Genomic DNA, 13,297 nt, shown 5'->3' on the forward strand with positions numbered 1-13,297 from the left:
GCTTATTCTCCCTTGCCGCGTTTTCTGCGCTCAAGCCGGGCACGGAGCTTTTCGGCCGCTTGGAAATGAACGGCTCCGTAGGCGAGGAACAGCGCGATGACGATGGCCGGATGGATCGGAACGACTTCCAGCAGCAGAAACGTCAGGGCGGAAGCGACGATTCCCGTCGCCCAGCCGAGCCCTTTGACGGCGCGCCGGCCGAATTCGTAAGCCATCATGCCGATCATTACGGCAATGACCGGCACGACGGCTGCGATCATGCCGGCGACGACTGCGGATTTGCTCAGCAGCTGCACGATCGACATGAGCAGCAGCATGGCAACCGAAGAAGGCAGGATATGGGCGATCGTCGCCACCGCCGCGCCGGCCCAGCCTTTCTCCCGGTAACCGAGGTACGCGGCGATCTTCGTGGCGATCGGGCCCGGGAGCGCGTTGGCGACGGCCAGCACTTCGCCGAACTCTTCGTCCTTCATCCAGCCGTAGCGGGACACCGCCTCGTAGCGGATCAGCGGGATGACCGATGGGCCGCCGCCATAGCCGAGAATGCCCGTTCTCACCATGGCCGCAACGAGTTGAACGAAGCGGTTGCTTAAGAACCCGGCGCCCATCGCCTACAGCCTCAAACCCATGCGGCTCTTGTACCGGGTGATGAGCACCTGGCAATCGACGCTCATGATGCCGGGCAGCGGATACAGCTTTTCTTTGAGGAAAAGCTCCATCGCCTGATTGTCGACGAACAGGCCGTGCATGTGCAGCTTGCTCGGACCGGTCATATGGTACAGGCTTGTGACGGAGGGCTCCTCCGCGAGCCGGTCGGCGACCTGCTGCAACGCTTTCGGCTCGACTTCGACGTTGAAAAAAGCGGACACGCCGATGCCGATTTTGGCCGGATTGATGACGGCCGTAAACCGCTCGATGACGCCTTCCTCGGTCATGGCGTTGATGCGGGTTTGCACGGCTACCCGCGACAGGCCGATCTCCTTGGCCAGATCGGTATAAGAGATGCGCGCGTTCGCGAGCAGGGCGGTAATGATTTTCCGGTCGATCTCGTCGATATGGACGTCCGGCATTTCGTTTTTCGGTTTGCTCTGCACGTGGAAGGCCTCCTTGAGGGATATTCGCGGCCATACAGAATGTATAAGTTTTACCCCTATCCCTTTCTGTATGACCTCCGATAAAAACGTCTCGCCTTCATCTGAGGACGGCGAAGCCGTTTTTACTTGGCCAGCATTCGGTCGGTCGCTTGCGTTGTGTAATAATATATCTGTTTGAAAATACAAATTCAACAACTTAATTTATTCTGGGTTACGAAAAACACATTTTTATAATTGATGGCTTTCGTTTTGTTATGCTATGTTAATTGACGAAAATGAAGGGAGGGAACGGGATGGATGCGAATCGGCCTGCGACCGGAACGGAGACGATGGTGGTCAGTCCGCATTACTTGGCTTCCGCGGCCGGAGCGAGAATTCTCGAACGGGGCGGCAACGCCTTCGACGCGGCCGTGGCCGTGAGCGCCTGTCTGGCGGTCGTCTATCCTCATATGACGGGATTGGGCGGAGATTCGTTCTGGCTGACTTATCAGCCTGGCGAAGGGCGAGTGCGGGGATATAACGGCAGCGGCCGCTCCGGGGCGGGCGCGACTTTGGAGGCGTTCGCGGGCAGCGCGGCGATTCCGACCCGCGGCGTACGCAGCGCGGTGACGGTGCCGGGAATGGCCGACGCCTGGGATGCCGTGCACGTGGCGTACGGCCGGCTCGCCTTTGCCGACGTTCTGGAGCCGGCGATCGCGTACGCGGAGCGGGGATTTCCGCTGTCCGCCGACCAGCATGACAACGCGCGGGCCCATGTGTCGATGCTCGCCGCTTCGTCGGAGACGGCCGCGATTTACTTGCCGGGCGGACGGGTTCCCGCCGCCGGCGCCCGGTTCGTACAGCCGCAGTTGGCGCGGACGCTGCGGACGCTGGCCGCGGGCGGAAAGGACGCTTTCTACAAGGGGCCGATCGCCGCCGAGATTGCCTCCTTCCTGCAGGAGCGGGGCGGGGTGTTGACCCGAGAAGACTTCGCCGATCATCGGGGCGATTGGGTGGAGGCGCTTCGTTCCGGATACCGGGGGTACGACATCTATCAGATGCCGCCGAATTCGCAAGGCTTCGTCGGGCTGATGGCATTGAACATCGTGGAATCGTTCGATCTCGGGACCGTAGAACACGGCTCGGCCGACTACTATCATCTGCTGATCGAAGCGCTGAAGCTGAGCTTCCGCGACCGAGACGAAGTACTGACCGATCCGGCGTTCGCCGACATTCCGCTGGACCGGCTGCTGAGCAAATCGTACGCGGCGGATCTGGCGTCCGTCATCCGCCCGGGCCGAACGGCGCCGGTCGACGCCAAGCCGATGGGCAGCGACACGGCGTACGCCGCCGTCGTCGACAAGGAAGGGAACGCCGCCTCCTTCATCCAAAGCCTTTATTTCGAATTCGGCTCCGGCGTCGTCGCGGGCGAGACGGGCGTGCTGCTGCAAAACCGCGGCTCGTTCTTCTCGCTCGTTCCCGGGCACGTCAACTGTCTTGCGCCCCGCAAGCGAACGTTCCATACGCTGATGCCCGCCATGGCGCTGCGCGAGGGTCGCCCTTGCCTGCTATACGGCACACAGGGCGGCGAAGGGCAGCCGCAGACGCAGACGGCGATCGTAACGCGCATGGTCGATTACGGGATGGACCCGCAGCGGGCGGTGAGCGAGCCCCGTTGGTTATGGGGTCGCACGTGGGGGGAGCCGACGCGCGAGCTGAAGCTGGAGTCGCGGATCGATCCGGCCGTGGCGGCCGCCCTCGCCGCCGCGGGCCATCAGGTGCGAGTCGTCGGCGCGTTTTCCGGCGTGATGGGGCACGCCCACGCCATCAAGATCGACGAAGCCGGCTTCCTGCAAGGCGGCGCCGATCCCCGCAGCGACGGAGCCGCCATCGGCTGGTGAGCCTACTGCCGTTGCTGCTTCAGCATGTGCTTAAATAGCAGCACGAGCTTCAGCTTGAGCAGATCGGAATAGGATTTGAAGTCGATCTGCAACAGCTCGCCGATCTTGTCGAGGCGGTAAGCGGCCGTGTTGCGGTGGATGAACAGCTGCTTGGCCGTCTCGTTGATTTGGCCGTTGTTCTCGATGTACAGCTCCAGCGTGCGAAGCAGGTCCTGCGCGGAATCGGGCGTCTTGTCGATGATCGGCGACAGCGTCATGTTGAGAAAGCGGCGCATTTTCTCCTCCGGCACGGATTGGAAAATGTACGCCATCTCGACAGTCTCGTACTCCGTCACCAATGAATCGATGCCGAGCCGCTCGGCTGTTTCTCTGGCGTCCGCGCATTCGCGGTGCGCCTGTTCGAGCTGCTCCGGCTTGATCTTCGTATGGCTGAGCGAAATGCGCAAGCTGCTGCCTGCCTCGGCGGCGATGTCGGCAAAAACGTTGGTCAGCAGATGAGACGCCTTCTCCTTGGCTCCGGCCGGCAAGATCGTTAGGATCGCGTCCCCGATCTGAAAATGCAGGTTGCTCGAATCCTTGAGCAGCGGGTTGTATTGCAGCTCCTGGCGGATCATCCGGAGCAGCCGCTCCCGCTTCGGCTCGCTGATGGCCGAGATGTGGAACAACGCGCACCGGTAAGGTTTGCTTCCGAACGGGATGCCGAGGCTTGCGGCGCATTCTAACAGCGTGTCTACGGAGATGTGGCGCTTCAAGTAATTTTTGAGCAGGGAGACGAATTCGTTCTGCGTCGACTGCTCCATATAATGCCGCTCGACGGCGTTCAGGTGGTGGGAGACGATTTCCGCCGCCTGATGGTACAACCCCTCCTCCTCTTTGGGCCGCAACCCTCGCGGAATTTGGAAAACGACGCTTCCGACCGCGTCCTGGCCGGCCTCCGCGCTTTTGAGCGGCAGTCTCATCAAGTTGACGCGCTCCGCGCGCAGCCACTGCACGGTCGTCTTTTGCGGATGCTTCTTCAGCAGCTCGAGCTCGGCAGGGGCGAGGCTGTTGTACAGAATTTGCCCGCGCACCCCGGCGACGGCCATCGGCACGCCGAGAATCGAGGCGATCGTTTGGAAGATGTCGCCGGCTCCCGCAGGCACAAGCGCGAACCGCATCAACTCCTTCTGCTTGTCGAGCACGCCGTGCAGCAGCTTGGTGCTGCGCTGCAGCTCGGCATTGAACAGCCCCTTCATCTGGTCGGAAAAGGTGAACGGGAACGGCAGCTCGATAAGCGGAAAACCGAGCCGGTCCGCTTCGGCGAGCATGTCGTCCGGCACGTTGGCCCAAAACCGCCCCAGCTTGATGCCGATGCCGGCGGCGCCTTTTTGCGCAAGCTTCCGCAGCAGTTGAACCCCTTCGGAAGGAGCGTCCTTCATCAAATAGGCGGTCGTGAACAAAATATCCCCCTCGCGCACCCAATCGGAAATGTCCGGGGCGTCCATCACGTTAACGGACTTGACGATGCGGCCGACCCCTTTTTGCCCGGCCGTCAGCCTGCCCTCGGACAACGGATATATTTTCAGTGCGTCCTCCACGGTCAGATACATGGCGGAATCATCCTCCTTTTGCGCAGTTTCAAAAGCTTCATTCGACAAAAGGTGCGACTGCGGCAAACATGAAATGAGACGGTGAGCGGGTGAAAGTTGCGGAAGATAATGTGACGCGGAAAGGCGTTGGATGGATTTTGCTTCATATTAATCTAGATCTCGTTACAAATCAATCGGCAAATCTTTGTGCCTGCTTACAAAATGCCTGTCGTTTGTCTTGCAAAGATGAAATTTAATGTTATAGAATCTAACACAAACTTGATTGTCGGGAAAGGGGGGCGGACATGGAATTCGGCAATGTGACGGTTCGTCGGAAAGTTCCTTGCGTCCTTCGGGACGGAGTGACGCTGTATGCAGACATTTACAGGCCGGCTAACGAGGGAGATTGTCCGGTATTGCTCTTGAGGCAGCCTTACGGAAGGATGATCGCCTCCACGGTCAGTCACGCCCATCCGGTATGGTACGCCTCCCGCGGTTACATGGTCGTCGTTCAGGACGTGCGCGGCCGCGGCGACTCCGAAGGGGAGTTCGTGCCTTTCGTTCACGAAGCGGAGGACGGCTGCGACGCGGTGGAATGGGCAGCCGCGCTGCCCGGCTCGAACGGGCGCGTCGGCATGTACGGCTTTTCCTATCAGGGCGCGGCGCAGTGGGCGGCGGCTTCGCTGCATCCCGAGCATCTGGTGGCGATCGCGCCCAGCATGACGGCCGCCGACCTGTACCGTGGATGGATGTATCCTTACGGCAGCTTCGACGTGCAAAGTTGTCTGCCCTGGGCGTATCAGTTGGCGAGAGACGGCGCTCGCCGGGCGGGGGACGCGGATGCGGAAGCGGCCTGCGCCCGTGTGATGTCGGACCCCGGCAGCGTTCTGCGGCAGCTTCCTTACGTCGAAGGGCATCCGCTTCTGGAAAAGTATATGCCGGCCTACTTCGATTGGGCGGAACATCCCGAATACGACGATTACTGGGCCGGGCTCAACTGGCTCGATGCGTTCCGGAAACGGCCGATTCCCGCTTTTCATATCGGGGGCTGGCACGATTTTTTGCTGCACGGCACGATCCGGTCCTATGAGGCGCTGCAAGGCGAGGAATGTTCCCGGGAGCTGTTCCACCGGCTGGAGATCGGACCGTGGACGCATATCCCATGGGGCCGGAAAGCCGGCGGCGTCGACAACGGCCCGGACGCGGACGGCAACATGCACCTTCGGCAGGTCCGTTGGTTCGACTATTGGCTCAAAGGCGAGCGGGACAACGGACTGTTCGAGGAGTCGCCGGTCCGTTATTTCGAGCCGACGTCCGGCCGGTGGGAAGAGGCGGATAGTCTTCCTTCCGTCTCATCGGACGGCGCAGGGAAGCGGTTCTACCTGTCCGGCTCGGAGATTCCGGCCAACGGAGCGCTCGGCGGCGGTGGGCTGAAGGAACGGCCGGAAGCGGCCTGCGGCGCGGCGGCGCCGGATGTGTTCGTCTACGACGCCCGGTTGCCGATGCCGCTGGCCTCCACTGTGCCCGCGGACCAGAGCGTTCGGCAGGACCGCTACGAAATTCTCGTCTATACCGGTGATCCGCTCCGGGAGGAGTTGCATCTGTTCGGCTCGCCGAAGCTGAGCGTGCGTTGTCAGGTCATGGACGGTCCGACCGACCTGGTCTCTTCGCTGACGCTGCTGCTGCCGGGCGGCGAAGCGAGATTTCTGTCCGCGGGAAGGGCGGAGATCGGCGCCGCGCCGCAGGAAGATGGAGTCGGCGCTTGGGAGATCGCCGAGATCGAGCTGCGGCCGCTCGCGATCCGCTGTCCGGCCGGCTCGTCGCTGCGGCTGGAGCTGACCGGCAGCGGCTTTCCGCTGCTGATGCGTCACCCGAACGGCCGCCCGATCGCAACGGCGGTCCGGGCCGGATCCGGGGATTTGAAGATCGCCGCCGTCGCCGTCGCCAGCAAGCCGGATCAAGCTTCCTGGTTGGAGCTGCCGCTCGCCGGCGGCCGCCGGTCTATGGAAGGTTGAAAGGTCGGATTCCCCGAACAATCATACAGGGAGAGTGGGCGCCCATGAAATCCGTGCTGAAAATCTTCAACGTCTCGATGCCGCTGCGGGACGAGTCGATGCTGCATACGCTGACCGCCGAAGATGGCGTCTGGACGTCCGTCGAGCGGCAGGTGGGCGAAGGATTGCCGGATCCGGAGCTAGTGCCGGTTGACCGCTGGGACGGCGTCGGGCCGGAGTCCGGCCGGACACTCTGTCTCGACGCCGAGGGGAAGGCGGTTTTGCCTGCCCTGGCGGACGCCCACATGCATCTGGACAAGGCGTTCTCGCTGCCCAAAGTCGGAAATGTGTCCGGGACGCTGGCGGAAGCGATCGCCAACTACTCGTCCGCCGTCCCAGCGTTTTCGAAGGAGGAGCTGCGGGCGAGAATCATGCGTTCGGCGCTGCAGGCGATCTCGTGCGGCACGACGGCGATCCGGACGCATCTGGACTTCCACGTTCGTCACGGGAGGGAGGTGGCGATGCGCGCGATCGAGGCGGCGCTGGAGGTGAAGGAAGAGCTCGCGCCTTATGTTTCCATGCAGCTTTTTCCGATGCTCCCTTGCTACGATCTGTCCGAGGAGGCGCTGGAGGCGGGAGCCGAGGCGCTGCGGATGGGGGCGACGGGAGTCGGCGGCGCGCCGCATATTTCCCCGCTGCCGGAGCCGGACATCGACAAACTGTTCGCGCTTGCCGACCGGATGGGCTGCCCGATCGACGTGCATACCGACGAGAGCGACAATCCGAACATTCGTACAGCCGCCTACGTCGCCCGCAAAACGATGGCCTACGGCTGGGCGGGCAAGGTGACGGTCGGCCATCTGTGCTCCCTCGCGGCGATGCCGGACGAAGACGCCGGCGAAATCATCGGCCTTCTGGCGGAAGCGGGCATCGGCGCAGTGACGCTGCCGGGCGCGAATTTGTATTTGCAGGGCCGGAGCGACCCGTTTCCCGTTCGGCGCGGCGTGACCCGGGTCCGCGAGCTGCTGGCCGCGGGAGTGCCGCTGGCGGCCGCATCGGACAACATCCATGACCCGTTTCACCCGTTCGGCAAAGGCGATTTGCTGCAGATCGGGCTCATCACCGCCTACGCCGCCCATATGGGCAGCCCGGCCGACATCCGCGCGGTGCTGCGTATGATTAGCGAGCACCCGGCGACCGTCATGGGTCTGACCGGACGCGGAATCGAGCCCGGCAACGACGCCGACTTCGTGCTGTTCGACGCGTCCACGCCGGAGGAGTTGTTTGCGATGGTGCCGGAGCGGCGCTGGGTATGGCGGCAAGGACGCTGTTTGAAAACGGCCGGAAGCCGGGCGGACTGGCGACTGCCGGTGCTGGCTCATCATTGGGAGGACGCGAGTGAAAGAATTTCGTTCCGCAAGAAAGGGTGAAGCGGCGATGAGCAACGTTCTTGTCATTTATTACAGCGCCTACGGTCATGTGTTCGACATGGCCAAAGCGGCGGCGGACGGGGCTGCGGCATTCGGGAGTGAAGTTCGGCTGCGCCGCATTGCGGAGATGAAAGCCGAGGCGAACCGGACGCCGTATCAGGATAAGCTTAAAAAGCGCGAATCCGAGTCCGGACTGGCCAAGCATTTCAAGACGGTCGACCGGTTCGAAAAGTACGAGCGCGCGCTGGAGGTGCAGAAGGACGTTCCATTCGCGACCCATGACGATCTGCGCTGGGCAGACGGAATCGTCTGGGGTTTCCCGACTTATTTCGGCTTTATGCCTTCGCAAGTGAAGTTGTTTCTGGAGTTCGCCTCCGACCTATGCGCGGACGGAAGCTTGGAAGGCAAGCCGGCGGGCCTGATCACGAGCTCGGGTTCGATCCATACCGGCCAGGAGGCGACCATCCTCACCTCCATGGTCCCTCTGTTTCATTTCGGCATGATCATGGTCGGTCTCCCGTACTCGGAAAATCCGGAATATTTGACGGCGGACGCCATCGGCTGCTCTCCGTACGGAGCGTCGACAGTTGCCGGTCCGGACAGCTCGCGAACGCCGGACGAACGGGAACTGCTCATGGCCGGACGGCTGGGCCGAAGGGTGGCAGCCGTCGCTTCCGCCCTCCGCGGCAGCGGCTTTCTGTCGAAATAGGCCTGTGTGGCCAAAGCGGCCGCCTTAACCCGGGTCAGCCAACCTCTCAGCCCGCTTGTCCCGCCCTCCCTGCGGACAGCGGGTCTTTTTCGATGCTGCGCCGTTTCGATAATTATTCTTCTTTGGTCATTCGGGTACCGAAGCGACTTCCCTGGCGTAGGTAATGTAATGTTATATAACATAAAATTACGCATATTCGTAAACGAAACCAAAATAGAGGCCTGCCCATTGTAATTTCGTACATAAATCATTCCTCTTCGTTGAAAGAAAAGAAAATTGCGTAATATAATGTGACACAAACAGGCGCGTATATGCCAGGCATCGCCGTACAGCGCCGCAAAATGACGGCGGAATGCCGAGTTACTTTTCCTCGGGAGGGATTACGATGAACGCAACGTTTACAGCAGTGCCGAACCCGGGAACGACGGCGGGGAGAAGCGACGGTTCCGGATCGCTGGTCAGCATGGAGAATATCGGAAAAATTTATCCGAACGGCACGATAGCGGTACAAAACGTAAACCTGCGGGCAGGCGAAGGGGAGTTTCTGTGCTTCGTGGGACCGTCGGGGTGCGGAAAATCGACGATTTTCAATATGATCGCCGGCTTGACCGGTCACACGTCCGGCCTGCTGTCGGTGCTTGGAACGACTCCGAAGGAGGCGCGCAAGCAGAACGAGATCGCGTTCGTGTTCCAGGATCACACGCTGCTGCCTTGGTCGAAGCTGATCGACAACGTCACGATGCCGCTCACGCTGCGGGGCGTTCCCAAGAAGGAGCGGGTCCGGGAAGGGGAGCGGGTGCTCGAGCTGGTCGGGCTGAAAGATTACATGAAGGTGCTGCCCCGCCAGCTTTCGGGCGGGATGAAGATGAGGGTTTCCATCGCCCGGGCGCTCATCTCGCGCCCGAAGCTGTTGCTGATGGACGAACCGTTCGGCGCGCTGGACGAAATCACCCGCCAGTCGCTCCAGGACGAACTGCTCAGCATTTGGCGGCAGGAGAAGAAAATGACGGTGCTGTTCATTACGCACAACGTTTTCGAGGCGGTGTTTCTGTCGACCCGGGTCATCGTCATGACGCCGCGGCCCGGGAAGATCGCCGATACGATCGACATACCGACGCCGTTTCCGCGAACGGACGATTTCCGGTCTTCGCTGGAGTTCGGTCGGTATGTCCACTCGGTATCGGAGACGCTCAAGCACTAGCGCCGCGACGGGCGGAACCGCCGCGCCTCGCGGCGAGGCGGACGAGTCAAATTTCGCAGTTCGAAAGGAGAAGGAGCATGGAGAAGTTGGTTGCCAGTGTAAACGTGTTGCCGGAGCAGGAGAGCGGCGCATCGCCATCCCTGCCGGCCGCGCCGTCGGCGCCTGCGGGCCGGCGATGGGGTTCGTCGTCCGAGACGCTGCTGAAGAAGTTCGTTTCGCGAGTCGTGCCTCCGCTGGTCGTGTTCGTTCTGTTCATGGCGATCTGGGAGATTGCGATCCGCGTCGCCGGCGTCAAGCCGTACTTGTTCCCGAAGCCGTCGGACATCGTGAAGGCCGCTTCGGAGAACGGGCACAATCTGCTCATTTCCGTTCGGACGACGATCGCCGAGTCCGTGCTCGGGTTCGCGCTCAGCGTCGTGCTCGGGGTCGCGTTCGCGATCGTGCTGGCGCTGTCCAAGACGGTGGAGCGGAGCGTCTACCCGTACGCGATCGTCCTGCAGACGATCCCGATCGTCGCGGTCGCTCCGATCATCGTCATCTGGTTCGGAGCCGGGATGAACGCCATCGTCATGATTGCGTTCCTGATCGCATTTTTCCCGATTTTATCCAATACGCTGATCGGCCTCAATTCCACGGAAACGAACATGAAAAACTTGTTCTACCTCTACAACGCGACCAAGTGGCAGACGATCTGGCGGCTGCGCATTCCCGCGGCGATGCCGTACATTCTTGCCGGCATGAAAATCTCCTGCTCGCTGTCGGTCGTCGGCGCCATCGTCGGGGAGTACATCGCGGGGATCGGCGGGCTTCAGGGCGGTCTCGGATACGCGATCACGGTCGCGTCGACGCGGCTGCAAACCGCCTACCTGTTCGCTTGCGGATTGACCGCGGCCGTCATGGGAATCGTCTTCTTCTTGCTGATCAACGCCTTGTCGAACCGGCTGCTCCGGTCCTGGCACGACTCCGCCATCAACAATTGAACCGCGCCAAAACGCGAGCGACGCAAGTCGACGGCCAACGGGAGGGAAGGACATCCATGATTCGAACGCAAACCAAAACAAAAATCAGCTTCATCGTCGCCGTTGTGTTCATGCTGACGATCGCCGTCGGGTGCTCATCGGGAAGGAACGATTCCGAATCCTCCGCTTCGCCGAGCTCCGCGGCGCCGGAGGGCGCGACGCCCGAAAGCACGGCCGGCGCGGCAGGCGATTCGCAAACGCTGCAGAAAGCCCATCTGGTCGAAGCGTGGTACGCCAAAGGTGAGGATGGCGGCTATTTCGCGGCACTCCAGCAAGGCTACTACAAAGACGCCGGCGTCGACATGACGATTCAGCCGGGCGGGCCGCAAGTGTCCGGACTCCAGCTCGTCGCTTCGGGCAAGGCCGACTTCGGCATCTCGTACGCCGACGACATTTTGCGGGCGCGGGAGCAAGGCATTCCGGTCGTCGGCCTGCTGGCCGGCTTCCAGTTCACGCCGCAGGTGCTCGTTTATCATGCGGAAGACGACATCAAAGGATTCGAAGATTTGAAGGGCCGCACGGTTTTCATCCAGCCTGGGGCGCTCTACTGGGAGTACGTCAAGTCCAAATACAAGCTGACCGACGTGAATGAGCTCAACTACACGGGTCAACTCGTCAATTTTATCAAAACGAAAGGCTCGCTCAACCAGGGCTACATCACCAACGAGCCTTACTCGCTCGGCCAGCAGGGCATCGACGTGAAGACGCTGAAGATCGCCGATTCCGGCTACGCGAATTATTGCGACGTCCTGTTTACGACCGAAGATTATTTGAAAAAACACCCGGACATCGTCGAGGCGGTCGTACAGGCGAGCCAGAAAGGCTGGTCCTATTATCTCGACAACTACAAGAGCGTCAATCCTTTTATCCAGACCTACAACAAGGACATGACGATCGAAGCGATGAACTACGAGGCGGAGCAGGAGACGCCGTTCATTCTGAACGACGAGACGAAGGCGAACGGCATCGGTTATATGACGCTGGACCGCTGGAAAACCGTTCAGGACCAACTGCTGCAAATCGGCGGTCTGAAGGGCGAGCAGGACGTTTCCAAGGCGTTTGCGACGGACTATTTGACCAAACCGTAACGGTTCGAAAGGAGGTGAGAAGGCCGTGCGCAAGCTGGGAAATGGGCGAAATTACTGGCGCGTGTCGCGGGACCGGGTCGACTTGCGCAGAGGCGCGCACCCGCCCCTGTCCGTCGCGTTCGCGGCGCAGCCGCAACGCCTGGAGCTGGATCTGGCCCGCAGCGCGATCGTCGTCGTCGACATGCAGAACGATTTTTGCGTGCCGGGGGGGTGGCTTTCTTCCATCGGGGTCGACCCGTCCCCGCTGCTTGCCCCGGCCCGGCCGCTAAATCGGCTGCTGCCCGTCCTGCGCCGGGCCGGCGTTCCGGTCATCTGGCTGAACTGGGGCAACCGCGCGGACCGGATGAACCTGAGCCCCTCGGTACTGCACGTTTACAACCCGGACGGCGAAAGCAACGGGATCGGCAGCCCGCTGCCGGGCGGCGGCTCCCGCGTGCTGGAGAAAGGGAGCTGGGGCGCATCGCTGGTCGAAGCGCTCGTTCCCGGCCCGGACGACGTTTGGGTTGACAAATACCGGATCAGCGGGTTTTGGGATACGCCGCTCGACAGCATTCTGCGCAATCTCGGCGCGACGACGTTGTTTTTCGCCGGGATCAACTTGGACCAATGCGTCATGCACACGCTGCAGGACGCGGTATGTCTCGGATACGACGCCGTTCTGCTGGAGGATTGCTGCGCGACCACCTCGCCTTCGTACTGCACGGAGGCGACTTTATACAATATCAAACAATGCTACGGCTTCGTCGCCGGCTCCGAGTCTTTGCTCGGCGCGATGGCGGCCATAGTCGGGAAGGTAGATGCCAAATGAAGATTCCTTCGCTTGTATTAGGCAGTTTAGAGAGCTGCCCGGTTCGCAAAATATCCGCCAACGATTCGAACAAATTCGTGCTGCTCTGCGACGGGACGCAAGTTCCGTTCGTGTCCGTCGTCGAAATATTCGACAAGGGCGGGCAGACGCCTCCGAACGAGCATGCGGAAGCGTACGAGTATTTTTACGTGCTGGAGGGAGAAGGCGTCGCCATCGTGGGCGATTCGGAGGCGCCGATCGGCAAAGGCTCGTATTTCGTCGTTCCTCCCGGCAACAACCATCAGGTGCGCAATACCGGAGAGAACCGGCTGTACGTGCTGACGACGATGGTGCCGGACGAGAAATTTTCCGATCTGATCAAATCGGGCCCCGAAGCCGAGCTGGACGAGGAGGATATGCGTGCTCTGAGCGGTGTTCGCGCCGCAGGGCTCGAAGCGGGCATCTGATACGCAGCATCGCGCGGAGGGTTTTCGTCCTGCCGGACTTATAGAGAGAGATGGAGGAAA

At 61.3% G+C, this 13,297-nt stretch carries 12 protein-coding genes; 9 read left to right on the forward strand and 3 right to left on the reverse strand.

What is annotated here, in order from left to right:
• Window positions 1-2: 2 nt before the first annotated feature.
• Window positions 3-608, reverse strand: a complete 606-nt coding sequence (locus LKX83_RS06210) for a chromate transporter (RefSeq protein ID WP_227881303.1) — start codon at window positions 606-608, stop codon at window positions 3-5.
• A gap of 3 nt (window positions 609-611) precedes the next feature.
• The gene (locus tag LKX83_RS06215) at window positions 612-1,070 is read right to left on the reverse strand and encodes an Lrp/AsnC family transcriptional regulator (protein ID WP_227881414.1); all 459 of its coding nucleotides are present in this window, start codon (window positions 1,068-1,070) and stop codon (window positions 612-614) included.
• A 317-nt stretch (window positions 1,071-1,387) separates the two neighbouring features.
• Here LKX83_RS06215 and ggt point away from each other — a divergent pair, with 317 nt between their 5' ends.
• On the forward strand, window positions 1,388-2,974 hold the full coding sequence (gene ggt, locus LKX83_RS06220) for a gamma-glutamyltransferase (RefSeq protein ID WP_227881304.1): 1,587 nt from the start codon (window positions 1,388-1,390) through the stop codon (window positions 2,972-2,974).
• A 2-nt stretch (window positions 2,975-2,976) separates the two neighbouring features.
• Here ggt and LKX83_RS06225 read toward each other — a convergent pair whose 3' ends face one another.
• Window positions 2,977-4,563 (reverse strand): PucR family transcriptional regulator, encoded by a 1,587-nt coding sequence (locus tag LKX83_RS06225; RefSeq protein ID WP_227881305.1) that lies wholly within the window; start codon window positions 4,561-4,563, stop codon window positions 2,977-2,979.
• Between the two features lie 284 nt (window positions 4,564-4,847).
• Between LKX83_RS06225 and LKX83_RS06230 the strand changes: the two genes are divergently transcribed.
• From LKX83_RS06230 to LKX83_RS06265, 8 genes are all read left to right on the forward strand, one after another.
• Window positions 4,848-6,557 carry a CocE/NonD family hydrolase gene (locus tag LKX83_RS06230; protein ID WP_227881306.1) on the forward strand — a complete coding sequence of 570 codons (1,710 nt, stop codon included), beginning with the start codon at window positions 4,848-4,850 and terminating at the stop codon, window positions 6,555-6,557.
• A 44-nt stretch (window positions 6,558-6,601) separates the two neighbouring features.
• The gene (locus tag LKX83_RS06235) at window positions 6,602-7,966 is read left to right on the forward strand and encodes an amidohydrolase family protein (RefSeq protein ID WP_227881307.1); all 1,365 of its coding nucleotides are present in this window, start codon (window positions 6,602-6,604) and stop codon (window positions 7,964-7,966) included.
• Window positions 7,967-7,973: 7 nt separating this feature from the next.
• A complete protein-coding gene (gene wrbA / locus LKX83_RS06240; RefSeq protein WP_227881308.1) occupies window positions 7,974-8,675 on the forward strand; it encodes an NAD(P)H:quinone oxidoreductase in 702 nt (233 codons plus the stop codon).
• Window positions 8,676-9,060: 385 nt separating this feature from the next.
• A complete protein-coding gene (locus LKX83_RS06245) occupies window positions 9,061-9,876 on the forward strand; it encodes an ABC transporter ATP-binding protein (RefSeq protein WP_370639031.1) in 816 nt (271 codons plus the stop codon).
• Window positions 9,877-9,953: 77 nt separating this feature from the next.
• Window positions 9,954-10,856, forward strand: a complete 903-nt coding sequence (locus LKX83_RS06250; RefSeq protein WP_227881309.1) for an ABC transporter permease — start codon at window positions 9,954-9,956, stop codon at window positions 10,854-10,856.
• A 56-nt stretch (window positions 10,857-10,912) separates the two neighbouring features.
• Window positions 10,913-11,983 carry an ABC transporter substrate-binding protein gene (locus tag LKX83_RS06255; RefSeq protein ID WP_227881310.1) on the forward strand — a complete coding sequence of 357 codons (1,071 nt, stop codon included), beginning with the start codon at window positions 10,913-10,915 and terminating at the stop codon, window positions 11,981-11,983.
• Window positions 11,984-12,008: 25 nt separating this feature from the next.
• On the forward strand, window positions 12,009-12,791 hold the full coding sequence (locus LKX83_RS06260) for a cysteine hydrolase family protein (protein ID WP_227881311.1): 783 nt from the start codon (window positions 12,009-12,011) through the stop codon (window positions 12,789-12,791).
• Window positions 12,788-13,237, forward strand: a complete 450-nt coding sequence (locus LKX83_RS06265; protein ID WP_227881312.1) for a cupin domain-containing protein — start codon at window positions 12,788-12,790, stop codon at window positions 13,235-13,237. Before LKX83_RS06260 ends, LKX83_RS06265 begins: the two co-directional genes overlap by 4 nt.
• Window positions 13,238-13,297: the final 60 nt, after the last annotated feature.

The organism is Cohnella baijiui (genome assembly GCF_020731285.1).
In the GTDB taxonomy this organism is placed as follows: Bacteria; Bacillota; Bacilli; order Paenibacillales; family Paenibacillaceae; genus Cohnella.